The organism is Streptococcus nakanonensis, assembly GCF_059738785.1.
In genome coordinates, this window is the sequence record NZ_AP027139.1 from 334,253 (window position 1) to 357,500 (window position 23,248).

At 41.1% G+C, this 23,248-nt stretch carries 24 protein-coding genes, 2 tRNA genes, 1 rRNA gene and 1 pseudogene; 24 read left to right on the top strand and 4 right to left on the bottom strand.

The window, feature by feature from the left end; genetic code table 11:
- Window positions 1–140: 140 nt before the first annotated feature.
- Window positions 141–1,397, bottom strand: coding sequence for an ISL3 family transposase (locus AC6I9F_RS01720; RefSeq protein ID WP_050213065.1), 1,257 nt, complete (start codon window positions 1,395–1,397; stop codon window positions 141–143).
- 323 nt (window positions 1,398–1,720) lie between these two features.
- On the opposite strand from AC6I9F_RS01720, the gene AC6I9F_RS01725 reads away from it, so the two are divergent.
- The 12 genes and pseudogenes from AC6I9F_RS01725 to AC6I9F_RS01780 all read left to right on the top strand — a co-directional run.
- Window positions 1,721–2,179, top strand: a complete 459-nt coding sequence (locus tag AC6I9F_RS01725; RefSeq protein ID WP_031233612.1) for a DUF4231 domain-containing protein — start codon at window positions 1,721–1,723, stop codon at window positions 2,177–2,179.
- 12 nt (window positions 2,180–2,191) lie between these two features.
- Window positions 2,192–2,800, top strand: coding sequence for a hypothetical protein (locus AC6I9F_RS01730; protein ID WP_173220132.1), 609 nt, complete (start codon window positions 2,192–2,194; stop codon window positions 2,798–2,800).
- A gap of 70 nt (window positions 2,801–2,870) precedes the next feature.
- Window positions 2,871–3,203, top strand: a complete 333-nt coding sequence (locus AC6I9F_RS01735; RefSeq protein ID WP_031233610.1) for a hypothetical protein — start codon at window positions 2,871–2,873, stop codon at window positions 3,201–3,203.
- A gap of 10 nt (window positions 3,204–3,213) precedes the next feature.
- A complete protein-coding gene (ply, locus tag AC6I9F_RS01740; protein ID WP_061438673.1) occupies window positions 3,214–4,629 on the top strand; it encodes a cholesterol-dependent cytolysin pneumolysin in 1,416 nt (471 codons plus the stop codon).
- 784 nt (window positions 4,630–5,413) lie between these two features.
- Window positions 5,414–6,130 (top strand): YebC/PmpR family DNA-binding transcriptional regulator, encoded by a 717-nt coding sequence (locus AC6I9F_RS01745; RefSeq protein WP_000532882.1) that lies wholly within the window; start codon window positions 5,414–5,416, stop codon window positions 6,128–6,130.
- Window positions 6,131–6,306: 176 nt separating this feature from the next.
- Entirely contained in the window at window positions 6,307–6,777 is a 471-nt protein-coding gene (locus AC6I9F_RS01750; RefSeq protein ID WP_498022362.1) for a MarR family winged helix-turn-helix transcriptional regulator, read from the top strand.
- Window positions 6,752–8,521 (top strand): ABC transporter ATP-binding protein, encoded by a 1,770-nt coding sequence (locus AC6I9F_RS01755; protein WP_498022364.1) that lies wholly within the window; start codon window positions 6,752–6,754, stop codon window positions 8,519–8,521. The genes AC6I9F_RS01750 and AC6I9F_RS01755 overlap by 26 nt, the downstream gene beginning before the upstream one ends.
- On the top strand, window positions 8,511–10,271 hold the full coding sequence (locus AC6I9F_RS01760) for an ABC transporter ATP-binding protein (protein WP_498022366.1): 1,761 nt from the start codon (window positions 8,511–8,513) through the stop codon (window positions 10,269–10,271). Before AC6I9F_RS01755 ends, AC6I9F_RS01760 begins: the two co-directional genes overlap by 11 nt.
- 94 nt (window positions 10,272–10,365) lie before the next feature.
- Window positions 10,366–10,869: a phosphatase PAP2 family protein gene (locus AC6I9F_RS01765; RefSeq protein WP_498022368.1), complete on the top strand. Its 504-nt coding sequence runs from the start codon at window positions 10,366–10,368 to the stop codon at window positions 10,867–10,869.
- 113 nt (window positions 10,870–10,982) lie between these two features.
- Complete coding sequence (locus AC6I9F_RS01770; protein WP_000776605.1) at window positions 10,983–11,429, top strand: LytTR family DNA-binding domain-containing protein; 447 nt, start codon at window positions 10,983–10,985, stop codon at window positions 11,427–11,429.
- 4 nt (window positions 11,430–11,433) lie between these two features.
- Complete coding sequence (locus tag AC6I9F_RS01775) at window positions 11,434–12,108, top strand: LiaF transmembrane domain-containing protein (RefSeq protein ID WP_498022370.1); 675 nt, start codon at window positions 11,434–11,436, stop codon at window positions 12,106–12,108.
- 243 nt (window positions 12,109–12,351) lie between these two features.
- A pseudogene (locus AC6I9F_RS01780) lies at window positions 12,352–12,549 on the top strand (N-acetylmuramoyl-L-alanine amidase family protein); the annotation flags it as partial.
- A 24-nt stretch (window positions 12,550–12,573) separates the two neighbouring features.
- Here the strand turns inward: AC6I9F_RS01780 and AC6I9F_RS01785 are convergent.
- Complete coding sequence (locus AC6I9F_RS01785) at window positions 12,574–12,705, bottom strand: hypothetical protein (protein ID WP_268810481.1); 132 nt, start codon at window positions 12,703–12,705, stop codon at window positions 12,574–12,576.
- Between the two features lie 93 nt (window positions 12,706–12,798).
- On the opposite strand from AC6I9F_RS01785, the gene AC6I9F_RS01790 reads away from it, so the two are divergent.
- The 8 genes from AC6I9F_RS01790 to AC6I9F_RS01825 all read left to right on the top strand — a co-directional run bounded on the left by AC6I9F_RS01790 (window position 12,799) and on the right by AC6I9F_RS01825 (window position 18,313).
- A complete protein-coding gene (locus tag AC6I9F_RS01790; RefSeq protein ID WP_001013971.1) occupies window positions 12,799–13,098 on the top strand; it encodes a DUF4651 domain-containing protein in 300 nt (99 codons plus the stop codon).
- Window positions 13,095–13,412 carry a thioredoxin family protein gene (locus AC6I9F_RS01795; protein WP_060806141.1) on the top strand — a complete coding sequence of 106 codons (318 nt, stop codon included), beginning with the start codon at window positions 13,095–13,097 and terminating at the stop codon, window positions 13,410–13,412. The genes AC6I9F_RS01790 and AC6I9F_RS01795 overlap by 4 nt, the downstream gene beginning before the upstream one ends.
- 15 nt (window positions 13,413–13,427) lie before the next feature.
- Window positions 13,428–14,054 carry a YtpR family tRNA-binding protein gene (gene ytpR, locus AC6I9F_RS01800; protein WP_023943328.1) on the top strand — a complete coding sequence of 209 codons (627 nt, stop codon included), beginning with the start codon at window positions 13,428–13,430 and terminating at the stop codon, window positions 14,052–14,054.
- 41 nt (window positions 14,055–14,095) lie between these two features.
- Window positions 14,096–14,857, top strand: coding sequence for an SDR family NAD(P)-dependent oxidoreductase (locus AC6I9F_RS01805; protein ID WP_498022373.1), 762 nt, complete (start codon window positions 14,096–14,098; stop codon window positions 14,855–14,857).
- Between the two features lie 77 nt (window positions 14,858–14,934).
- Window positions 14,935–15,330 carry a single-stranded DNA-binding protein gene (locus tag AC6I9F_RS01810; RefSeq protein WP_166731206.1) on the top strand — a complete coding sequence of 132 codons (396 nt, stop codon included), beginning with the start codon at window positions 14,935–14,937 and terminating at the stop codon, window positions 15,328–15,330.
- Window positions 15,331–15,485: 155 nt separating this feature from the next.
- Window positions 15,486–15,770 (top strand): co-chaperone GroES, encoded by a 285-nt coding sequence (groES, locus tag AC6I9F_RS01815; protein WP_498022375.1) that lies wholly within the window; start codon window positions 15,486–15,488, stop codon window positions 15,768–15,770.
- A 15-nt stretch (window positions 15,771–15,785) separates the two neighbouring features.
- Entirely contained in the window at window positions 15,786–17,408 is a 1,623-nt protein-coding gene (gene groL, locus AC6I9F_RS01820) for a chaperonin GroEL (RefSeq protein ID WP_498022377.1), read from the top strand.
- A 137-nt stretch (window positions 17,409–17,545) separates the two neighbouring features.
- Window positions 17,546–18,313, top strand: a complete 768-nt coding sequence (locus AC6I9F_RS01825; RefSeq protein WP_498022378.1) for an epoxyqueuosine reductase QueH — start codon at window positions 17,546–17,548, stop codon at window positions 18,311–18,313.
- Between the two features lie 70 nt (window positions 18,314–18,383).
- Here the strand turns inward: AC6I9F_RS01825 and ntdP are convergent, their stop codons facing one another.
- Both ntdP and recX read right to left on the bottom strand, forming a co-directional pair.
- Window positions 18,384–18,917 carry a nucleoside tri-diphosphate phosphatase gene (gene ntdP, locus AC6I9F_RS01830; protein WP_498022380.1) on the bottom strand — a complete coding sequence of 178 codons (534 nt, stop codon included), beginning with the start codon at window positions 18,915–18,917 and terminating at the stop codon, window positions 18,384–18,386.
- Between the two features lie 88 nt (window positions 18,918–19,005).
- Complete coding sequence (gene recX, locus AC6I9F_RS01835) at window positions 19,006–19,782, bottom strand: recombination regulator RecX (RefSeq protein WP_498022382.1); 777 nt, start codon at window positions 19,780–19,782, stop codon at window positions 19,006–19,008.
- Window positions 19,783–19,819: 37 nt separating this feature from the next.
- Between recX and rlmD the strand changes: the two genes are divergently transcribed.
- The 4 genes from rlmD (at window position 19,820) to AC6I9F_RS01855 (ending at window position 23,231) form a co-directional block, all read left to right on the top strand.
- Window positions 19,820–21,187, top strand: a complete 1,368-nt coding sequence (gene rlmD, locus AC6I9F_RS01840) for a 23S rRNA (uracil(1939)-C(5))-methyltransferase RlmD (protein WP_498022384.1) — start codon at window positions 19,820–19,822, stop codon at window positions 21,185–21,187.
- 49 nt (window positions 21,188–21,236) lie between these two features.
- Window positions 21,237–21,308, top strand: a tRNA-Glu gene (locus AC6I9F_RS01845).
- Window positions 21,309–21,561: 253 nt separating this feature from the next.
- A 16S ribosomal RNA gene (locus AC6I9F_RS01850) occupies window positions 21,562–23,107 on the top strand.
- A 51-nt stretch (window positions 23,108–23,158) separates the two neighbouring features.
- Window positions 23,159–23,231 (top strand) — tRNA-Ala (locus AC6I9F_RS01855).
- Window positions 23,232–23,248 lie beyond the last annotated feature (17 nt).

The following is a 23,248-nucleotide window of genomic DNA, read 5'->3' on the forward strand; positions in this document are numbered from 1 at the left end:
CGGAAACTAGCTGGAATAGTGATTGAAAGAATGTTGGAAAAACTCAATTTGAGGTGAACATTCAGAAAGTCTTTCTCTGATAAAACGCATAATATCAAGCTTTTTAGGCTCTTTGTCAACTGTAGTGGGTTGAAGAAAAGCTAAGATCTAGAAAGGACGAAATTCGTCCTTTCTTTTTTGATGTTGAGAGCGATAAAAATCCTTTTTTTGAAGTTTTCAAAGTTCCGAAATCCAAAGGCATTTCGTTTGATAAGTTTGATGAGATTATTAGTTGCTTCTAATTTGGCATTAGAATAAGGTAGTTGAAGGGCATTGACAATCTTTTCTTTATCCTTGAGGAAGGTTTTAAAGACAGTCTGAAAAAGAGGATGAATCTGTTTAAGATTGTCCTCAATGAGTCCGAAAAATTTGTCTGGCTCCTTGTTCTGAAAGTGAAAGAGTAAGAGTTGATAGACATTGTAGTGGTGTTTCAAGTCTTCTGAATAGCTCAAAAGCTTATCTAGAATTTCTTTATTCGTCAAGTGCATACGAAAAGTAGGGCGATAAAATCGTTTATCACTCAATTTACGACTATCCTGTTGAATGAGTTTCCAGTAGCGTTTAATAGCCTTATATTCATGGGATTTTCGCTCAAATTGATTCATGATTTGAACACGGACACGACTTATAGCACGGCTTAAGTGTTGCACAATATGAAAACGATCTAGAACAATTTTAGCACATGGAAAAAGCTGTTTAGCCAAGTCATAATAAGGACTAAACATATCCATCGTAATGATTTTCACCTGACAACGAACGACTCTATCGTAGCGCAGAAAGTGATTTCGTATGATAGCCTGTGTTCTGCCTTCAAGAACAGTGATGATGTTGAGATTATCAAAATCTTGTGCAATGAAACTCATCTTTCCCTTAGTGAAGGCATACTCGTCCCAGGACATAATCTTAGGAAGACTAGAAAAATCAGGCTTAAAACGGAAGTCATTAAGCTTGCGAATGACAGTTGAAGTTGAAATAGCCAGTTGATGAGCGATATCGGTCATAGAAGTCTTTTCAATCAACTTTTGCGCAATTTTTTGGTTGATAATACGAGGGATTTGGTGATTCTTCTTGACGAGAGGGGTCTCTGAGACCATTATTTTAGAGCAATGATAGCACTTAAATCGACGCTTTTTAAGAAGTATTCTAGTAGGCATACCAGTCGTTTCGAGGTAAGGAATTTTAGACGGTTTTTGAAAGTCATATTTCTTCATTTGACTTTCGCAATCAGGACAAGAGGGGGCCTCATAATCCAGTTTAGCGATAATTTCCTTGTGTGTATCCCTATTGATGATATCCATAAATTGGATATTAGGGTCTTTGATATCGAGCAGTTTTGTGATAAAATGTAATTGTTCCATATGAATCTTTCTAATGAGTTGTTTGGTCGCTTTTCATTATAGATCTTATGGGACTTTTTTTCTATACAAAAATAGGCTCCATAATATCTATAGAGGATTTACCCACTACAAATATTATAGAGCCGCTTTTTAAGGCAAGGTATTATGCGTTTTTATCATTTTGAAATTTTTTGTTCCATCCTTTTTGTGATATTTTTCCCTTATTTCACAAATATTTCATATTTAGATTTTATAATAAGATATAGCTTTCCAGTTTTTACTATACTTTGATATTCAAATATGTTATACTATGATTATCAAAGTAAATGAAAGGGGTTACGAACATGACGCCAGAAGAAATGTACTTGACAGAGCGATTAGACGTACAGATAGCTCATTTTTTAAAGAAAAGCGTTCAACATCGTAGACGCTATAAGGTATTAAAAATAACAGAAATCGTGGCAGGTTTCCTCATAGCTGTCTTTTGTGCTATTCCTATGCCAGGTGATCGCTACCGTTTGATTTCGGTTGCCTTATCCAGTCTCGGTTTACTGTGTGAGGGGATTCTCAATTTGTATAATGCCAAGGAACACTGGATTTCTTACCAAAAGACTGCGCAACTCCTGGAGAGAGAAAAATTCCTCTATCAATGCCAAACGGAGAAATATGCAGGAAAAACCAAGGCTTTTGCTCTATTTGTCAAGACATGCGAAGGTCTTATCTCAGAGGAAATCAACCAGTGGGAAAGTATCCAGTCAAAAGAAGTGGCAGCTAGTGCAGATGCTCCAGAGAAAAAAGAGTAGGAGGTGGAGGAAATGTACCAATCCAGCTACCTATTGCCCTTGCTCTGGTTAAAAAAAGAAGCCGATAAGGAAAAGATGAGCGCGACTCAGTGCCAGATATTTTTCTTTTACTATCAAATGTTTGAACTCTTATTTGCTAGAGAAAGCGACTTGAGAGACTTATGTCTGGGAAGGCAAGGTTTTTATTTCTCGCAGTTAGAGAAAGATTTGCTTTCTGGAGTTTCCCACTTTCTAAAAAACTTGGAGGGAAAAGGGACTCTCAAGGCTAATCAAGAAGTATCAGCTCGTAAAGCCCTTTTTCTAGCCTTGACAACTAGCCAGTCAGATTGGCAAGAGTTAGCTCCTGTTTTTGATTTTTATCAGGCTGTAGGGAGACTTGAACATCCTTCTCTCTTGAGTTCTCAGGACAGACAAGATCTGATGTGGATTTACCAGTCAGCTTTGGAGAAGGATTATAGTGTCAAGGTAATTGGCGACAAGCATTTTGTATTGAAGAGACAAGATGCTACTAAATTGACAGGGCGCCAAACTCAAACTTTGGAAGCACTGAGTCAATCAGAAGACTTGGTCAATCCTGTCTATGTTACATTAGGAGAAAAGGGGGTACTCTTGCTTGATTAAGAGAGGAGATGTTGTGGCTCTTTATTTGCCTTTTCCGACTATTAGTAGCGATTTGGCTGTGAAGAATCATATGTATATTTGTATTGACAACAGTATGACTAAAAACAAAGAGTTAGTTAAAAATCAGACCTTCAAACCAGCCCTCTTGACCAGACGTTTGGTCAAGAACTTTATGATAGAAGAGCCGGATCTAGCTCGTAATCCTTTTACAAGACCAACCTTGATTGACTTAGATAAGGTATTTATGTTAGATAATACGGTCATTCCGACTTCTTATCTAGCCAGACGGCGACGCAATGTCTCAGAAGAATTATACGAGGAAGTTTTGGATCACTTAGTCCAACCACGGCTGATTTCATTGAACAAGTCTGAGTTTATGCAACTCAATCCAGGAACTTATTAGGAGGTAGAAGATGACAAATAAAGCAGTAAACGACTTTATACTAGCTATGGATTACGATAAAAAGAAACTCTTGACCCATCAGGGAGAGAGTATTGAAAATCGTTTCATCAAAGAGGGGAATCAGCTGCCCGATGAGTTTGTTGTTATCGAAAGAAAGAAGCGGAGCCTGTCGACAAATACAAGTGATATTTCTGTGACAGCTACCAACGACAGTCGTCTCTATCCTGGAGCACTTCTCGTAGTGGATGAGACCTTGTTGGAGAATAATCCCACTCTTCTTGCGGTTGATCGTGCTCCGATGACTTATAGTATTGATTTGCCTGGTTTGGCAAGTAGTGATAGCTTTCTCCAAGTAGAAGACCCCAGCAATTCAAGTGTTCGCGGAGCAGTAAACGATTTGTTGGCCAAGTGGCATCAAGACTATGGTCAGGTTAATAATGTCCCAGCTAGAATGCAGTATGAAAAAATCACGGCTCACAGCATGGAACAACTCAAGGTCAAGTTTGGTTCTGACTTTGAAAAGACAGGGAATTCTCTTGATATTGATTTTAACTCTGTTCATTCGGGCGAAAAGCAGATTCAGATTGTTAATTTTAAGCAGATTTATTATACAGTCAGCGTAGATGCTGTTAAAAATCCAGGAGATGTGTTTCAAGATACTGTAACGGTAGAGGATTTGAGGCAGAGAGGAATTTCTGCAGAGCGTCCTTTGGTCTATATTTCGAGTGTTGCTTATGGGCGCCAAGTCTATCTCAAGTTGGAGACCACGAGTAAGAGTGATGAAGTCGAGGCTGCTTTTGAAGCTTTGATAAAAGGAGTCAAGGTAGCTCCTCAGACAGAGTGGAAGCAGATTTTGGACAATACAGAAGTGAAGGCGGTTATTTTAGGGGGCGACCCGAGTTCGGGTGCCCGAGTTGTAACAGGCAAGGTGGATATGGTAGAGGACTTGATTCAAGAAGGCAGTCGCTTTACAGCCGATCACCCAGGCTTGCCGATTTCTTATACAACTTCTTTTTTACGGGACAATGTAGTTGCGACCTTTCAAAACAGTACAGACTATGTTGAGACTAAGGTGACAGCCTACAGAAACGGAGATTTACTGCTGGATCATAGTGGTGCCTATGTTGCTCAATATTACATTACTTGGGATGAATTATCCTATGATTATCAAGGTAAGGAAGTTTTGACTCCTAAGGCTTGGAACAGAAATGGGCAGGATTTGACGGCTCATTTTACCACTAGTATTCCTTTAAAAGGGAATGTTCGCAATCTCTCTGTCAAAATTAGAGAGTGTACCGGACTTGCCTGGGAATGGTGGCGTACGGTTTATGAAAAAACTGATTTGCCCCTAGTGCGTAAGCGGACGATTTCTATTTGGGGAACAACTCTTTATCCTCAGGTAGAAGATAAGGTAGAAAATGACTAGGAGAGAAGAATGCTTGCGACAAAAAGAGGCGATGATCTCTCTGCGAATATCTGAAAGTTTATCTCTTGCCTAGCGATTTCCATTGGACTAGGCTCGTGATGTTAAAATGAGTCTATCAAACAGAACCTGTAAAAAAAGTAAAAAGGGTAGTGAAACTCCTTGCTATACAAGGAATTAGCTACCTTTTGCTTGTTTTAGAAGTGCCGTTGTACTAGTCTAACTTCAGTATCATGTGAAATCAAAAAGAGTATAAATTTCTGTTTCAGGAACACATAAATTACACTCTTCGAAAATCTCTTCAAACCACGTCAGCTCTATCTGCAACCTCAAAACAGTGTTTTGAGTAACCTGTGGCTAGCTTCCTAGTTTGCTCTTTGATTTTCATTGAGTAATAGATGTTTGGTTAGAAACACTTCTATTGATTTCTTAGAATACAATAATGCCCGTAAGAACTGTTGAATTTCAAAGTATTTACTTGAACTATGATACGTCTGGAGTAGACTGTCAACAAAAGGTGCAGTATAATGGTTTTTATCGCTTATGTCTACAAACTCTAAACAGTAGTTTGAGCGGACTTTGTCAAACTTGGTAGAAACTTTCTATTTTCAGATAATGGTCTAGTTTGTTTTTTGAATGTTGATAAGGATGGAAAGGCAAGGAAATCTTGGTAACCAAAGTGCAATCCTAGCTGTATTTGCTAAATAAAATCCATTTCCTCTAGTGAAAATCGAAAAAACTTGTGTTATAATAAGAAAGATTAAAATGTGAAAAAAGGAGATTCCTAATGGGACGTAAATGGGCCAATATCGTAGCCAAGAAAACGGCTAAAGATGGAGCTAACTCTAAAGTATATGCAAAATTTGGTGTAGAAATCTATGTAGCAGCTAAAAAAGGTGATCCAGATCCAGAATCAAACTCAGCTTTGAAATTCGTTATCGACCGTGCCAAACAAGCCCAAGTGCCAAAACACGTTATCGATAAAGCTTTGGACAAGGCTAAAGGAAACACAGACGAAACCTTTACAGAAGGACGTTACGAAGGTTTTGGACCAAATGGTTCTATGTTGATCGTGGATACTTTGACTTCAAACGTTAACCGTACAGCGGCCAATGTCCGTGCAGCCTTTGGTAAAAACGGAGGAAACATGGGCGCTTCAGGTTCGGTTTCTTACCTCTTTGACAACAAGGGAGTTATCGTATTTGCAGGTGAAGATGCGGACGCAGTCTTTGAGCAGTTGCTCGAAGCGGATGTTGATGTGGACGACGTAGAAGCAGAAGAAGGTACAATCACAGTTTACACAGCTCCAACTGATCTTCATAAGGCTATCGTTGCCCTTCGTGAGTCAGGTATTGAAGAATTCCAAGTGACAGAATTGGAAATGATTCCTCAGTCAGAAGTGGAATTGTCAGGTGATGACCTTGAAACTTTTGAAAAACTTTACAGCGTTCTTGAAGACGACGAAGATGTACAAAAGATTTATACGAACGTAGACGGGTTCTAATTTAACCTAGAGAATATGATCCTAAGTGATAAGCTCACTTGGGATTTTTTAAATCAAGAAAATAGTTCTCTAGGAAACTTTTTCTTGACATCTCTTTTCAAAGTGGTAAAATAGTTCTCACGGAAACTTATTTAGTTCCTAGGAGAACTAAATGTGATAGTTAGAAAGGAGTTAGTATGGATAAACCGATGTTATCCTTTAAGCGTTTTGGTCATCAGATTCACCTGATGGTGCAAAAGGAAGCCAAACGTTGTGGTATTGAATTTATGGGTGGGCCTCAAGGTCAGGTTGTGCGTTTTTTGGATAATCGTGAGAAAAACCAAGACTTGGTCTTGATTAAAGATATCGAGCAGGAACTCAATATTACCAAGTCTGTTGCTAGTAGTTTGGTCAAGCGTATGGTGCAAAATGGTTTGGTGGAATTGGAGGCGAATCCTAGCGATAAGCGGGCAAAATTTGTTCGTTTGACAGACAAATCGCGTTCTCAAATGCAAGAGATCAAATCTTTTTTTAAACGCATAGACAAGCAGTTGATGGAAGACATTGATGAAGATGAATTACTGATTTTTGAGAAAGTTCTCAGTCAACTACAGGAAAATATCAAAAGAATAGGAGGAGATAATGAAGAAATTAGCCAAACGAATTAGTAGAAAAGAATGGGGGATGATTTTACTAGCCATTCTCTTTACTTGTTTTTCGGTCTATCTGGAGTTGGAAGTGCCGACCTATATCTCGAAAATTACGGATTTGCTAGGTAGTCAAGGAACTAATTTAGATGAGTTGTGGCAGCCAGCAAGCATGATGGTGGGAATGTCCTTTCTTGCCTTCTTGTCCGTAGTTGCAGTTGGATTTTTTGCATCCCGAGTGGCGGCTTCTTATACTAGTAGGCTGAGAAGTGATATTTTTAACCGAGTTTTGGATTACTCGCAGACAGAGATTAAGAAATTCTCTATTCCCAGTCTTTTAACTCGTACCACCAATGATATTACTCAAGTTCAAATGTTGATTACCATGGGCTTGCAAGTAGTTACGCGTGGTCCAATTATGGCTATCTGGGCTATTGGGAAGATTTTAGGCCATTCAGAATACTGGCTCTGGGCCGTACTTGTGGCAGTGATTGTCAACGTTTTGATGACGACCGTTTTGATGACGCTGGCCTTTCCAAAACAGTCCTTGATTCAGGGACTGACTGATAAACTGAACAGTATCACTCGTGAGAGTTTAACAGGTATTCGTGTCGTTCGTGCCTACAATGCAGAGGATTACCAAAATGAAAAATTTGCAGCAGCAAATGATGAATTGACACGCTTGAATTTGTTTGTCAACCGTCTTATGGCTATTTTGAACCCTATCATGATGGGGATTTCAAGTGGTTTGAGTGTGGCGATTTACTGGATTGGGGCATATGTGATTAACGACGCTGCTCCGATAGCGCGTCTGCCTCTCTTTAGTGACATGATTGTTTTCATGTCTTATGCCATGCAGGTTGTCATGGGCTTCCTTCTCATGGGAGCACTTTTCATCGTTCTTCCCCGAACTATGGTCTCTGCTAAGCGGATCAATCAAGTTTTAGATTTGCATTCTTCTATCCAAAATCCTGCTCAAGTGCGAATGGCTGATGAAAACCTCAAAGGTCAGGTCGAGTTTAAGGATGTGACCTTCCGCTATGCGGCAAATTCGGAGGCGGTTATTGAACATGTTAGCTTTAAAGCAGAAACTGGTCAAACAGTGGCCTTTATTGGGTCAACAGGTTCTGGTAAATCAACTCTGGTCAATCTTATTCCACGATTCTACGATGTGTCAGCAGGAGAGATTCTTGTAGACGGTGTCAATGTTCAAGGCTATGACTTGAATGATTTGCGCAACAAGGTTGGTTATATTCCTCAGAAAGCAGTTCTCTTTTCAGGTGATGTTAAGGGCAATTTGGACTTTGGACAGAGTCAAGAAACACCACTTAGTGAGCAAGCTATGTGGCAAGCCTTGGAATTGGCCCAGTCTAAGAACTTTATCGAAGACAAGGAAGCGGGCTTAGCATCAGAAGTGGCCCAAGGAGGAACCAACTTCTCAGGTGGTCAAAGACAGCGTCTGGCAATTGCGCGTGCCTTGGCTCGGAAACCAGAAATCCTCATCTTTGATGACTCCTTCTCAGCCTTGGACTACAAGACAGACCGTGTCCTACGCCAAGAGCTAGTAGAGAAAACAAAATCTATGACCAAGCTTATCGTCGCTCAGCGAATTTCTACAATTATGGATGCTGATTTGATTTTGGTCTTGGATCAAGGAAAAGTCGTGGGACAAGGCACCCACAAGGAACTTCTAGCAAACAACGAAGTTTACCAAGAAATTGCCTATTCACAACTATCGAAGGAGGAATTGGAACATGGAAAATAAGAAAATATCTCTTTGGAAACAGAGTAAACCCTATCTTGCAGGTCTCCAGTTTGCCCTTCTAATAGCCTTTCTAGCAACAATCCTATCCAATATCATTACTGTTTATGGCCCAACCCGCATCAAGGAAATGACCAATATCATTGCCAGTGGTCTGGAAACAAGTGTGGATGTCGCGGCGGTTGCAGCTATTGGTGGTTTTTTGGCCGTGATTTATGTGATCGGACTTTTATCAAATTATTTACAGGCCTTTCTGTTTACAACAGCTATTCAACGTTTTTCAGAGCGTTTGAGAAGAGCTATTTCAGAGAAAATCAATAGCCTACCATTGGGATATTTTGATGGACATTCTCAAGGAGATACCTTGTCTCGTGTAACCAATGACGTTGACACTGCAGCCCAGTCCCTCAATCAAAGTCTGGGAACAGTTCTTTCATCTAGTTTATTGGTCTTAGCAGTCTTGGTAACCATGTTTGGGATGAACTGGATTTTGGCCTTGGTGACGGTTGTTTCAACTCTTGTTGGCTTTGCTTTCGTGTCTGTCTTTATGGGCAAATCACAGGGCTTCTTTAAGAGTCAGCAACAGGATTTGGCGGCTGTAAATGGTTATGTGGAGGAAATGTACTCTGGCCATAATGTGGTGACCAGTTACAATGCTATCGAGAGCACGAAAGAAGAGTTTGCGAAATTAAACCACCGTCTGTATAACAGTATCTGGAAATCTCAGTTTATTTCAGGGATTATGATGCCGATTATGATGTTTATTGGGAACTTTAGCTATGCCTTGGTGATTATTGTTGGTGCAGCCTTGGCTTTAAATGGACACATCAGTATCGGGATTATCGTTGCCTTTATGGCCTACGTTCGTATCTTTTCTCAGCCTCTTTCACAAATTGCCCAAGGAATTACTAGTTTGCAGCAGGCTAGTGCAGCCATGGGACGTGTCTTCGAATTCCTAGCTGAAGAGGAGATGGAAGATGAATCCCATAAAGCAAGACAATTGAGCGATATGAAAGGTCAAGTAGTCTTTGATCGAGTTTCCTTTGGTTACACACCAGAGCGAACTATCATCCATGACTTTTCTGCGACAGCTCATGCAGGTCAAAAAGTTGCCATTGTCGGACCGACTGGGGCTGGTAAGACAACTATTGTCAATCTTTTGATGAAGTTCTATGAGATTGATAAGGGAAGTATCCGTATCGATGGTGTGGATACCAAAGAGATGAAGCGTTCGGAAGTACACGATGCCTTTTCAATGGTCTTGCAGGATACCTGGCTCTTTGAAGGAACCATTCGCGACAATCTTATCTATAACCAAACAGGTATTAGTGATGAGCGCGTGATCGAAGCCAGCAAGGCTGTAGGGATTCACCACTTTATTATGACCCTACCAGATGGTTATGATACCATCTTGGACGATACAGTGACCTTGTCTGTCGGACAAAAACAACTCTTGACTATCGCTCGTGCTTTGCTGAAAAATGCGCCACTCCTAATCCTGGATGAGGCGACTTCTTCTGTTGATACCCGTACAGAGGAATTGATTCAGAAAGCCATGGACCGTTTGATGGAGGGCAGAACTTCCTTTGTCATCGCCCACCGCTTGTCAACTATTCGTAATGCTGACCTGATTCTCGTCATGAAAGATGGAAATATCATCGAGCAAGGCAATCATGATGAGCTAATGTCGCAAGCTGGTTTCTACGCTGACCTCTACAACAGTCAATTTACAGAAGACGAGGCAGAAGAATAAATCTAAGAAGGCTTGACGGTCTTCTTTTTCTGCACTATACTAGAAGACAAGTGCTACCCTATAAGCAAAATTTGAGTAAGTGGTGAGAAAATATATGAAAAATTATCAAGAATGGTATGACCATATTGTTGGTAACATTGAAAATAAGCCTATCTTTCTGAGACGGTTAAGAACTTTCAATCGGTTCATGACGGTAGTTATGCCTATAGTTTATCTAACCTTATTAGCCACTACCTATCTCCAAGAAGGACTTGGGAAACAGGTCGGAATCTATTTGTTTATTCCAGCGTCAGGTTTTGTGATTTTGTCCTTTCTTCGCAAGAAAATCAATGCCCCTAGGCCTTATGAAGTTTGGGAAATTGTACCGCTACTAGACAGAGATAGTCCTGGTCAGTCAATGCCCAGTCGTCATGTCTTTTCAGCAACCATTATCTCCATGGCTTGCTTACATGCTAGTTTATCTGTAGGGGTTATCTTGTTGGTCTTGTCAGCCCTCCTCGGTCTAGTAAGAGTACTAGGTGGCGTCCATTATCCCAAGGATGTAGTAGTTGGTTATATTTGTGGTCTTGTGTGGGGTGTGCTTTTCTTTCTATGTTGACCTGCAAGTTAAGGTAACCTTACAACCACTTACGGGTCTAAAGTAACCACTTGCTTTTTTGCTCTTGTTTTCTTATTTTGGCTTTGATATAGTAGAGTCAGAAAGGAGATGGAATGAAGTTACGAATCGAGATTGACAGCAATTTAGAGGAAACTGAAATTGTCATCAAGGCAGCGGCTTTGACAGATGAGATTGCGGATTTACAGCGGCTCTTGCAAGAGTCCAAGTCTCCTCGGTTGATTTTTTACAAGGGGACGGGCGAATATTATCTGGACTTATCGGAAATTCTCTTCTTTGAGACGGAAGGTAGCAAGATTTATGCCCATACCCAGAAAGATGCCTACGAGGTTCGGCTTAAACTCTATGAGTTAGAGGCTATCCTTCCTCGTTATTTTAGTCGGGTATCCAAGTCAACTATCGCTAATATCCGTCAGATTTACTCGGTGGACAAGTCCTTTTCAGGAACGGGCACCATTTCCTTCTATCAGACCCATAAGGAGGTTCATGTCTCACGACATTACCAATCCCTCCTAAAAGAAAATCTAAGAAACATGAGGTAAGAACATGAAAAAGAAAGCATTTGGTATTGTGTTGCTAGTATTGGCAGCATGGATTTTATTACAGGGACATTATGGTGTTCCATCTTTGGAGACTAAGTATTCTCCTTTTATCTTTATCGCTTTTCTATTGTATAAGGCAATAGAATCTTCCCTTAGGCATCATTGGACAAGTGCCACTTTTTTAGCATTAACAGCATTAAATATAGTGAATCTTTTTTATGATTGGATTCAGCTATCTCCTATTTCGCTTATTTTAGCTAGTATTTTAATCGTAATGGGTGTCAGCGCACTCACTCATTCTAACAGAACTTGGAATGGAAAAAAATGGTGGTATGATGGTGAAAAAAACATTCTTACAGATAAGGAAGTTGCTTTTGGGACTGGGACTTTCTACAAGCAAAATCAAGAATTGGTAGAGGATCAAGTAGAAGTTGGTTTTGGCAATGCCAAGATATATTACGACAATGCAGAGATTTTAGGAGATACTGCAACCCTGAAAGTAGAAGTTGGTTTTGGAAAGGCAGTTATCTATGTTCCCCAACATTGGAGAGTTGATTTGAAGGTGGAAACTTTCTGTGGTGTAGCCAAGGCAGATACTTCTCTAGCCCCAACAAGTAAAACCTTGATTATCCGTGGAGATGTGGCTTTTGGGAAATTGGGGATTGTCTACGTTAAATAAAAAAATCTTCACTTCAATCATCAAAATAGGCGTACTAAGAGTAGGAAATTGATGCCTTGCTCTGATTTCAGTTCTATGGTTGTTAGACTTTAAAAAATGAAATGTTGCCTTTAAAAGTTGTATATTTTTCGATATTTTGGCTCTTACGTTTGATGTATCTATGTCCTACAGCGTGGATGATGTAGTGTCAAATGTTTTTAAAAAAATGAATGATATTGGACAGCTTTTTGAACCTTTAATTGCTCAGGAGCCATGAAAGCAAGCACTTGGGTTTATGACAAGGGAGAATGGTATTATGCAAGTTCTTCTGGTGCCATGATTGCGAATGATTGGGTCAAAGACAATGGTAAGTGGTATTATCTGGCTTCATCAGGTAAGATGCTTCGCAATACCTACACACCTGATGGTTACTACGTTGGCAACTCAGGTGCCTGGCAATAAGAATAATACTCTTAGAAAATTTCTTCAAACCACGTCAGATTCATCCACAACCTCAAAACAGTGCTTTGAGCTGACTTCGTCAGTTCTATCTACAACCTCAAAGTAGTGCTTTGAGCAGCCTGCGGCTAGCTTCCTAGTTTGCTCTTTGATTTTCATTGAGTATAAGAAGTCCTTTTCCTTAAAGGAAGAGGCTTTTTACTTGCTTTTCTGCTGCTTCCTCATTTGTCCTAAAGCCTTTTTTGTGTTAAAATGAATGGTATGAAAGCTAAAAAAATGTGGATGGCAGGTCTGGCTCTGCTTGGTATTGGGAGCCTTGCCCTTGCTACGAAAAAAGTTGCAGATGACCGTAAGCTCATGAAGACTCAGGAAGAGTTGACAGCGATTGTGCGAGACCATTTTTCAGACATGGGGGAAATTGCGACCCTCTATGTTCAAGTCTATGAAAGCAGTCTAGAGAGCTTGGTTGGTGGCGTCATTTTTGAAGATGGCCGTCACTATACCTTTGTCTATGAAAATGAAGACCTAGTCTATGAGGAGGAAGTCTTATGATACAGCCAGAAAGTTTAGAAGAATTGGCATCTTTAGTAGAAAAAGATGGCAAGAAGGTTTTCCTTTTTGTGGCGGACTGGTGTGGCGATTGCCGTTATATCTATCCTGCCTTACCAGAAATTGAGGAGACCAATCCAGAGTTCACCTTTATTCGAGTGGACCGAGACCAGTATATGGATTTGGCTAAACTCTGGGATGTTTACGGAATTCCTAGCCTTGTTGTTCTAGAAAAGGACAAGGAAATCGGCCGTTTTGTCAATCGCGACCGTAAAAGCAAGCAACAAATTAATGACTTTTTAGCAGGACTGAAATAGGAGAAAATATAAACAATGATTTTTACATATAACAAAGAACATGTCGGTGATGTCCTTATGGTCATCGTGAAAAATAGCGGAGATGCCAAACTGGATGTGGAGCGCAAAGGCAAGGTGGCTCGTGTTTTCCTCAAAGATAATGGGGAAACAGTGGCTTGGAATATTTTTGAAGTTTCAAGTTTCTTTGAAATTGCAGAGCGCGGTCAAGTCTTTTTATCAGATGAGCAAGTCGCTCGTTTGAATCAAGAATTGCAGACGGAAGGATTTACAGAAGAAATTGTCAATGACAAGGAACCTAAGTTTGTTGTTGGTGAGATTGTCGAGATGGTAGCCCATCCAGATAGTGACCACCTCAACATCTGCCAAGTTGCAGTATCAAGTGACAAGACTGTACAAATCGTTGCAGGGGCTCCTAATGCGCGTCTTGGGTTGAAAACCATTGTGGCTCTTCCTGGAGCTATGATGCCCAAAGGCAACCTCATTTTCCCAGGCGAACTTCGTGGTGAAAAGAGTTTTGGCATGATGTGCAGTCCTCGTGAATTGTATCTGCCAAATGCTCCGCAAAAACGTGGTATTATTGAATTATCAGAAGACCAAGTTGTCGGAACACCATTCGACCCAGCTAAACACTGGACTGCCTAGGAAGTTGTCAGTATCTGATAGAGCAGATAGAAGGAAATAAGATGGCAAAAAATGTAGTGATTACAGGAGCGACATCAGGAATCGGTGAAGCAATTGCGCGTGCTTATCTGGAGCAGGGTGAGAATGTCGTTCTAACAGGACGACGGACAGATAGACTAGAAGCTCTTAAGTCGGAGTTTGCAGAAGTCTTTCCAAATCAAACCGTCTGGACCTTTCCACTAGATGTCACGGATATGACTATGGTGAAGACTGTTTGCTCCAGTATTCTAGAAACGATAGGGAAGATTGATATTCTGGTCAACAATGCCGGTCTGGCTCTTGGCTTGGCTCCCTATCAGGACTATGAAGAGCTGGATATGTTGACCATGCTGGATACCAATGTCAAAGGTTTGATGGCAGTCACTCGCTCTTTCTTGCCAGCAATGGTAAAAGCCAATCAAGGACATATCATCAACATGGGGTCAACCGCAGGAATCTACGCCTATGCAGGTGCAGCAGTTTATTCAGCTACCAAGGCAGCAGTTAAGACCTTTTCAGATGGTCTGCGAATTGATACCATCGCAACGGATATCAAGGTGACGACCATTCAGCCTGGAATTGTCGAAACAGATTTTTCAACGGTACGTTTTCATGGTGACAAAGAGCGGGCTGCGACGGTTTATCAGGGAATCGAAGCCTTGCAAGCTCAGGATATTGCAGACACAGTAGTCTATGTGACCAGTCAACCTCGTCGTGTGCAGATTACAGATATGACCATTATGGCCAATCAACAGGCGACAGGTTTCATGGTTCATAAAAACTAAAAAATTTTCTCGAAAAGTTACAAGTTTCTGTAACTTTTTTTGATTTCCTACGAATAGATAAGTAGGAGGAAGAAAATATGTATAATAAAGTTATTTTAATTGGACGCTTGACGTCTACACCAGAATTGCACAAAACCAGCAATGACAAGTCAGTAGCGCGAGCAACTATCGCTGTAAATCGTCGTTACAAAGACCAAAATGGTGAACGTGAAGCTGATTTTGTCAATATGGTCCTATGGGGCAGACTAGCAGAAACTTTGGCAAGCTACGCAACCAAAGGTAGTCTCATTTCCGTTGATGGGGAATTGCGTACCCGTCGTTTTGAGAAAAATGGTCAAATGAATTATGTGACCGAAGTACTTGTTACTGGATTCCAACTCTTGGAAAGTCGTGCCCAACGTGCCATGCGAGAAAATAACGCAGGGCAGGATTTGGCAGATTTGGTTTTGGAAGAGGAAGAATTGCCATTTTAAACATTGAAAAGTCTGAGTTGCTCTCAGGCTTTTTATCTTGAGAAAGTCAGACTTTTTTCTTGACTATTTCTGACCAAGTGATACAATAGAACTATAAATTAGCACTCAGATATAAAGAGTGCTAATAATATGTAGTTCATCATGGAGGAAATCAGATGTTGAAACCATTAGGAGACCGTGTTGTCTTAAAAGTAGAAGAAAAAGAACAAACTGTTGGAGGCTTTGTCCTTGCAGGCTCAGCCCAAGAAAAAACAAAAACAGCCAAAGTTGTAGCTGCTGGACAAGGTGTTCGTACCTTGAACGGTGACTTGGTTGCTCCAAGTGTTAAAGCTGGAGACCGTGTCTTGGTTGAAGCTCACGCAGGTCTTGATGTCAAAGATGGCGATGAAAAGTACATCATCGTAGGCGAAGCTAATATCTTGGCTATCATTGAAGAATAGAAGGAGAAAGTAAGTATGTCAAAAGAAATTAAATTTTCATCAGATGCCCGTTCAGCTATGGTTCGTGGTGTCGATATCCTTGCAGACACTGTTAAAGTAACCTTGGGACCAAAAGGTCGAAACGTTGTGTTGGAAAAATCATTTGGCTCACCCTTGATTACCAATGATGGTGTGACCATTGCCAAAGAAATCGAATTGGAAGACCATTTTGAAAATATGGGTGCCAAATTGGTATCAGAAGTAGCTTCTAAAACCAATGATATCGCAGGTGACGGGACTACGACTGCAACAGTCTTGACTCAAGCAATCGTCCGTGAAGGAATCAAAAACGTCACAGCAGGTGCAAATCCAATCGGCATTCGTCGTGGGATTGAAACAGCAGTTGCTGCAGCAGTTGAAGCCTTGAAAAACAACGCCATCCCTGTTGCCAACAAAGAAGCCATCGCTCAGGTTGCCGCCGTCTCTTCTCGTTCCGAAAAAGTAGGCGAATACATCTCTGAAGCCATGGAAAAAGTTGGCAAAGACGGAGTCATTACCATCGAAGAGTCACGTGGTATGGAAACAGAGCTTGAAGTTGTAGAAGGTATGCAGTTTGACCGTGGTTATCTTTCACAGTACATGGTGACAGATAGCGAGAAAATGGTGGCTGACCTTGAAAATCCATATATTTTGATTACTGATAAGAAGATTTCCAATATCCAAGAAATCTTGCCACTCCTAGAAAGTATTCTCCAAAGCAATCGTCCGCTCTTGATTATTGCAGATGATGTGGACGGCGAAGCTCTTCCAACTCTTGTCTTGAACAAGATTCGTGGAACCTTCAACGTAGTAGCAGTTAAGGCACCTGGATTTGGCGACCGTCGCAAAGCTATGCTAGAAGACATTGCTATCTTGACAGGCGGAACAGTTATCACAGAAGACCTTGGTCTTGAGTTGAAAGATGCGACAATTGAAGCTCTTGGTCAAGCAGCGAGAGTAACTGTGGACAAAGATAGCACTGTTATCGTAGAAGGTGCTGGAAATCCTGAAGCGATTTCTCACCGTGTTGCAGTTATCAAGTCTCAAATTGAAACCACAACTTCTGAATTTGACCGTGAAAAATTGCAAGAACGCTTGGCAAAATTGTCAGGTGGTGTAGCAGTCATCAAGGTCGGTGCTGCAACTGAAACTGAGTTGAAAGAAATGAAACTCCGCATCGAAGATGCTCTCAATGCTACTCGTGCAGCTGTTGAAGAAGGTATCGTTGCAGGTGGTGGAACAGCCCTTGTAAATGTTATCCCAGCCGTGATGAATTTGGAATTGACAGGAGATGAAGCAACAGGACGCAATATTGTTCTCCGTGCATTGGAAGAACCAGTCCGTCAAATTGCCCACAATGCAGGATTCGAAGGTTCTATTGTTATCGATCGTTTAAAAAATGCTGAGCTTGGTACAGGTTTCAACGCAGCAACTGGCGAGTGGGTCAACATGATTGAAGAGGGAATCATCGACCCAGTTAAAGTGAGCCGTTCAGCCCTACAAAATGCAGCATCTGTAGCCAGCTTGATTTTGACTACGGAAGCAGTTGTAGCCAATAAACCAGAACCAGTAGCCCCAGTTCCAGCAATGGATCCAAGTATGATGGGCGGCATGATGTAAGCTTTCTATAGAAAACAACTTATAAAAAACACAAAAGGAGGGAATGCCTACCTCTCCTTTTTATGCTATTCACTTCTAAATAGATTTGAGCTCTCCTAACTTATATGATAAAATAAGACTAGAAAAAGGAGAAAAACATGATCGATGTAGAAGAAATTCTGAGCAAGATGAACCCTAATCAGAAAATTAATTATGACCGTGTCATGCAGAAGATGGTACAAGTATGGGAGAAAAATGAGCAACGGCCAAGTATTCTCATGCATGTTTGCTGTGCCCCTTGTAGTACCTATACCCTCGAATATTTGACCAAGTATGCAGATGTGAGCATTTATTTTGCAAATTCTAATATCCATCCCAAGGCAGAATACCATAAGCGTGCCTATGTTACCAAGAAATTTGTCAGTGATTTCAATGAGCGGACAGGGAATACGGTTCAGTATCTAGAAGCTCCCTATGAACCCAATGAATACCGAAAATTAGTTAGAGGACTAGAGGAAGAGCCAGAAGGTGGCGACCGTTGCAAGGTTTGCTTTGACTACCGACTGGATAAGACAGCGCAAGTGGCTATGGACTTGGGTTTTGACTACTTTGGCTCAGCCTTGACTATCAGTCCTCATAAAAATTCTCAAACCATCAACAGCATCGGAATTGATGTGCAAAAGATTTATACCACCCACTATCTTCCAAGTGATTTCAAGAAAAATCAAGGCTACAAACGTTCAGTGGAGATGTGTGAAGAGTATGATATCTATCGTCAATGTTATTGTGGATGTGTCTATGCGGCTCAAGCTCAGAATATTGACTTGGTTCAGGTTAAGAAGGACGCTACAGCTTTCTTGCTGGATAAGGATGTTGAAAAAGATTATTCCCATATCAAATTTACAGTTACTAAATTAGATATATAGAGACCAACCCAGTTGAAAAGCTGGGTTTTTCAAATAAAAAAACCAGGGCTTTCACCCTAGTTTGACAACTTTACCGATTCTTTAGTTCTACATAGCGCTTGTACCAAATGTTTACATAGGCTTCTAAGAAAGGACCACGTCCATTGTTAATCCAATCAACAAGAATTTTGACATGTTCTTTTAAAATATAGTCCAAATCATCAGAATAATTCATTTTGCGTTTGTGACGCTCGTACTCTTCAACGTCCAAGAGACGTTTTTCCCCATCTGTAAAAATTTTAACATCCAAATCGTAATCAATATACTTCAGTGCTTCTTCATCCAGATAGTAGGGGCTAGCCATATTGCAATAGTAGGAAATTCCATTATCACGAATCATGGCAATGATATTAAACCAATATTTCTTGTGAAAGTAAACAATAGCCGGTTCTCGAGTGACCCAACGACGACCATCACTTTCGGTAACCAGTGTATGATCGTTGACACCAATAATGGCGTTTTCTGTTGTTTTTAGTACCATGGTGTCCCGCCAAGTTCGGTGGAGACTCCCATCATGCTTATAACTTTGAATTGTAATAAAGTCGCCTTCTTTTGGAAGTTTCATAACTAACCAACTTTCTACAATTTATAAGTTTATCGTTTACTATTGTACCATAAAAATGCCTAAAATCTGTGAATTTTACACGAAAATATTAAAGATATTCTCTAAGAGCGCTTGCTATATCCGAAAAATCGTAGCCCTTTCGTGCTAAAACTTGAGTTAAACGCTGCTTCAGTTCGTATCCTTCATACTTTCGGGCATACTTGGCATATTGCTTATCAAGTTCCTTGAAGATGAGTTCCTGAGTCGTTTCTTGGTCAACTTGACTATCCAATTCGTCAAAGGCACTTTTAGCTTCAGAGTATGAGAAGCCCTTTTTGGTCAAGTTCTGGATAATCTTATCTTGCAAGGCGCGAGTTGGAAGTTTTCCTTCATATTTTTTCAATAGTTTATTAGCTACACGTTGAGCAACTTCCGAAAAATCAAATTCTTTCAATATCTCTTCTATAGTGGATTTTGAAATTCCTTTTTGTGTTAGTTTCTGAGTCAGTACATAAGGCCCCTTGTCTCCTGAAAGTTGATTGGCATTGATGATAGCATAAGCGTATTGGCTATCATTGATCCACTTATCTTCTTTAAGATTAGCAATGACTTGAGAAACGATGTTTTCATCAATATCATATTTTTTTAGATATTCTCTGACCTCTTTTTCAGTACGTGCTTTAAAGGATAAGTGATATAGAGCCAGATTCTTACCATAAGAAAATTGAGCAAAGTCCTGAATCTCTTTCAATTCCTCTTCGCTTATCACCTTATCTCTCGATAACATAAAACGAACAATTGTGTCTTCGGTGATATAGCATTTGTTTCCATTATCAAGCTCCATCAGATAGAGTCTTTTTTTCTTTTCAAGTTTTGTGATTTTCATAGTTCTATTATAACTCAAAATGTGATAAGATAGGGGTATGAATCTGAAAGTGAAACAAAAAATACCATTAAAAATCAAGCGCATGGGAATTAATGGTGAGGGAATCGGCTTTTATCAAAAAACATTAGTCTTTGTACCTGGAGCTCTCAAAGGTGAAGATATCTATTGTCAGATTACTTCTATTAAACGCAACTTTGTTGAAGCAAAATTACTAAAGGTTAACAAGAAGTCTAAATTTCGAGTTGTGCCAGCATGTACTATTTACAATGAGTGCGGAGGCTGCCAAATCATGCACCTGCATTATGATAAGCAACTAGAGTTCAAGACGGACTTGCTTCATCAAGCGCTGAAAAAATTTGCCCCTGCAGGATATGAAAACTATGAAATCCGTCCAACTATTGGAATGCAGGAACCAAAATATTATCGTGCTAAGTTACAATTTCAGACTCGAAAATTTAAGAATCAGGTCAAGGCGGGCTTATATGCACAAAACTCTCACTATTTAGTAGAGTTGAAAGATTGCCTGGTACAAGACAAGGAAACCCAAGTGATTGCTAATCGTCTAGCAGAATTGCTTACTTATCACCAGATTCCAATCACGGATGAGAGAAAAGTTCTAGGTGTTAGAACTATAATGGTTCGACGAGCAAGAAAGACTGGACAGGTTCAGATTATTATTGTTACAAATCGTCAGCTTAATTTAACCCAACTAGTAAAAGATTTAGTTAAAGATTTCCCAGAAGTTGTGACAGTAGCTGTGAATACAAATACAGCTAAAACCAGTGAGATTTATGGTGAAAAGACAGAGATTATCTGGGGACAAGAGAGTATTCAAGAAGGTGTACTCGATTATGAATTTTCACTATCTCCTCGAGCTTTCTATCAACTAAATCCTGAACAAACAGAAGTTCTTTATAACGAGGCGGTAAAAGCCTTGGATGTTAATAAAGAAGACCATTTGATTGACGCTTATTGTGGAGTTGGAACAATTGGATTTGCCTTCGCAAAGAAAGTTAAAACACTCAGAGGTATGGATATTATTCCAGAAGCTATTGAAGATGCCAAGCGAAATGCTAAAATAATGGGATTTGACAATACTCATTATGAAGCTGGAACAGCAGAAGAGATTATTCCTCGTTGGTACAAGGAAGGATACCGAGCAGATGCTTTGATTGTGGATCCACCACGTACAGGTCTGGACGATAAGTTATTAGATACTATTCTTACTTATGTACCAGAAAAAATGGTTTATATTTCTTGTAATGTTTCGACCTTGGCTCGTGATCTAGTGCGCTTAGTAAAAGTATATGATCTACATTATATCCAGTCGGTCGATATGTTCCCACACACCGCTCGAACTGAAGCAGTTGTAAAATTAATTAAAAAAATTAAAAAAAGGTGTTGACAAAGTTTAAAAAGTCGGTATAATAGTAAGAGTTGAAAATAACAACTCTGGTCCGTTGGTCAAGGGGTTAAGACACCGCCTTTTCACGGCGGTAACACGGGTTCGAATCCCGTACGGACTATGGTATGTTGCGGTAGGAAACACTTGATGAAAAAAGTTTTAAAAAAACTTAAAAAAGTTTCAAAAAAGTGTTGACAAGCGAAAGCGGCTGTGATATACTAATATAGTTGTCGTTTGAGAGAAGCGAGTGACAAAGACCTTTGAAAACTGAACAAGACGAACCAATGTGCAGGGCACTACAACCAAGGTTGTAGTACTGAACAATGAAAAAACAATAAATCTGTCAGTGACAGAAATGAGTGAGAACTCAAACTTTTAATGAGAGTTTGATCCTGGCTCAGGACGAACGCTGGCGGCGTGCCTAATACATGCAAGTAGAACGCTGAAGGAGGAGCTTGCTTCTCTGGATGAGTTGCGAACGGGTGAGTAACGCGTAGGTAACCTGCCTGGTAGCGGGGGATAACTATTGGAAACGATAGCTAATACCGCATAAGAGTAGATGTTGCATGACATTTGCTTAAAAGGTGCAATTGCATCACTACCAGATGGACCTGCGTTGTATTAGCTAGTTGGTGAGGTAACGGCTCACCAAGGCGACGATACATAGCCGACCTGAGAGGGTGATCGGCCACACTGGGACTGAGACACGGCCCAGACTCCTACGGGAGGCAGCAGTAGGGAATCTTCGGCAATGGACGGAAGTCTGACCGAGCAACGCCGCGTGAGTGAAGAAGGTTTTCGGATCGTAAAGCTCTGTTGTAAGAGAAGAACGAGTGTGAGAGTGGAAAGTTCACACTGTGACGGTATCTTACCAGAAAGGGACGGCTAACTACGTGCCAGCAGCCGCGGTAATACGTAGGTCCCGAGCGTTGTCCGGATTTATTGGGCGTAAAGCGAGCGCAGGCGGTTAGATAAGTCTGAAGTTAAAGGCTGTGGCTTAACCATAGTACGCTTTGGAAACTGTTTAACTTGAGTGCAAGAGGGGAGAGTGGAATTCCATGTGTAGCGGTGAAATGCGTAGATATATGGAGGAACACCGGTGGCGAAAGCGGCTCTCTGGCTTGTAACTGACGCTGAGGCTCGAAAGCGTGGGGAGCAAACAGGATTAGATACCCTGGTAGTCCACGCCGTAAACGATGAGTGCTAGGTGTTAGACCCTTTCCGGGGTTTAGTGCCGTAGCTAACGCATTAAGCACTCCGCCTGGGGAGTACGACCGCAAGGTTGAAACTCAAAGGAATTGACGGGGGCCCGCACAAGCGGTGGAGCATGTGGTTTAATTCGAAGCAACGCGAAGAACCTTACCAGGTCTTGACATCCCTCTGACCGCTCTAGAGATAGAGTTTTCCTTCGGGACAGAGGTGACAGGTGGTGCATGGTTGTCGTCAGCTCGTGTCGTGAGATGTTGGGTTAAGTCCCGCAACGAGCGCAACCCCTATTGTTAGTTGCCATCATTCAGTTGGGCACTCTAGCGAGACTGCCGGTAATAAACCGGAGGAAGGTGGGGATGACGTCAAATCATCATGCCCCTTATGACCTGGGCTACACACGTGCTACAATGGCTGGTACAACGAGTCGCAAGCCGGTGACGGCAAGCTAATCTCTTAAAGCCAGTCTCAGTTCGGATTGTAGGCTGCAACTCGCCTACATGAAGTCGGAATCGCTAGTAATCGCGGATCAGCACGCCGCGGTGAATACGTTCCCGGGCCTTGTACACACCGCCCGTCACACCACGAGAGTTTGTAACACCCGAAGTCGGTGAGGTAACCGTAAGGAGCCAGCCGCCTAAGGTGGGATAGATGATTGGGGTGAAGTCGTAACAAGGTAGCCGTATCGGAAGGTGCGGCTGGATCACCTCCTTTCTAAGGATAAGGAACTGCGCATTGGTCTTGTTTAGTCTTGAGAGGTCTTGTGGGGCCTTAGCTCAGCTGGGAGAGCGCCTGCTTTGCACGCAGGAGGTCAGCGGTTCGATCCCGCTAGGCTCCATTGGTGAGAGATCACCA

Bases quoted from the DNA above. Each gene is read 5' to 3' on its own strand.
- AC6I9F_RS01720 (WP_050213065.1), bottom strand. From the start codon at position 1,397: ATGGAACAATTACATTTTATCACAAAACTGCTCGATATCAAAGACCCT.
- AC6I9F_RS01725 (WP_031233612.1), top strand. From the start codon at position 1,721: ATGACGCCAGAAGAAATGTACTTGACAGAGCGATTAGACGTACAGATA.
- AC6I9F_RS01730 (WP_173220132.1), top strand. From the start codon at position 2,192: ATGTACCAATCCAGCTACCTATTGCCCTTGCTCTGGTTAAAAAAAGAA.
- AC6I9F_RS01735 (WP_031233610.1), top strand. From the start codon at position 2,871: ATGTATATTTGTATTGACAACAGTATGACTAAAAACAAAGAGTTAGTT.
- ply (WP_061438673.1), top strand. From the start codon at position 3,214: ATGACAAATAAAGCAGTAAACGACTTTATACTAGCTATGGATTACGAT.
- AC6I9F_RS01745 (WP_000532882.1), top strand. From the start codon at position 5,414: ATGGGACGTAAATGGGCCAATATCGTAGCCAAGAAAACGGCTAAAGAT.
- AC6I9F_RS01750 (WP_498022362.1), top strand. From the start codon at position 6,307: ATGGATAAACCGATGTTATCCTTTAAGCGTTTTGGTCATCAGATTCAC.
- AC6I9F_RS01755 (WP_498022364.1), top strand. From the start codon at position 6,752: ATGAAGAAATTAGCCAAACGAATTAGTAGAAAAGAATGGGGGATGATT.
- AC6I9F_RS01760 (WP_498022366.1), top strand. From the start codon at position 8,511: ATGGAAAATAAGAAAATATCTCTTTGGAAACAGAGTAAACCCTATCTT.
- AC6I9F_RS01765 (WP_498022368.1), top strand. From the start codon at position 10,366: ATGAAAAATTATCAAGAATGGTATGACCATATTGTTGGTAACATTGAA.
- AC6I9F_RS01770 (WP_000776605.1), top strand. From the start codon at position 10,983: ATGAAGTTACGAATCGAGATTGACAGCAATTTAGAGGAAACTGAAATT.
- AC6I9F_RS01775 (WP_498022370.1), top strand. From the start codon at position 11,434: ATGAAAAAGAAAGCATTTGGTATTGTGTTGCTAGTATTGGCAGCATGG.
- AC6I9F_RS01785 (WP_268810481.1), bottom strand. From the start codon at position 12,705: ATGAAAATCAAAGAGCAAACTAGGAAGCTAGCCGCAGGCTGCTCAAAG.
- AC6I9F_RS01790 (WP_001013971.1), top strand. From the start codon at position 12,799: ATGAATGGTATGAAAGCTAAAAAAATGTGGATGGCAGGTCTGGCTCTG.
- AC6I9F_RS01795 (WP_060806141.1), top strand. From the start codon at position 13,095: ATGATACAGCCAGAAAGTTTAGAAGAATTGGCATCTTTAGTAGAAAAA.
- ytpR (WP_023943328.1), top strand. From the start codon at position 13,428: ATGATTTTTACATATAACAAAGAACATGTCGGTGATGTCCTTATGGTC.
- AC6I9F_RS01805 (WP_498022373.1), top strand. From the start codon at position 14,096: ATGGCAAAAAATGTAGTGATTACAGGAGCGACATCAGGAATCGGTGAA.
- AC6I9F_RS01810 (WP_166731206.1), top strand. From the start codon at position 14,935: ATGTATAATAAAGTTATTTTAATTGGACGCTTGACGTCTACACCAGAA.
- groES (WP_498022375.1), top strand. From the start codon at position 15,486: ATGTTGAAACCATTAGGAGACCGTGTTGTCTTAAAAGTAGAAGAAAAA.
- groL (WP_498022377.1), top strand. From the start codon at position 15,786: ATGTCAAAAGAAATTAAATTTTCATCAGATGCCCGTTCAGCTATGGTT.
- AC6I9F_RS01825 (WP_498022378.1), top strand. From the start codon at position 17,546: ATGATCGATGTAGAAGAAATTCTGAGCAAGATGAACCCTAATCAGAAA.
- ntdP (WP_498022380.1), bottom strand. From the start codon at position 18,917: ATGAAACTTCCAAAAGAAGGCGACTTTATTACAATTCAAAGTTATAAG.
- recX (WP_498022382.1), bottom strand. From the start codon at position 19,782: ATGAAAATCACAAAACTTGAAAAGAAAAAAAGACTCTATCTGATGGAG.
- rlmD (WP_498022384.1), top strand. From the start codon at position 19,820: ATGAATCTGAAAGTGAAACAAAAAATACCATTAAAAATCAAGCGCATG.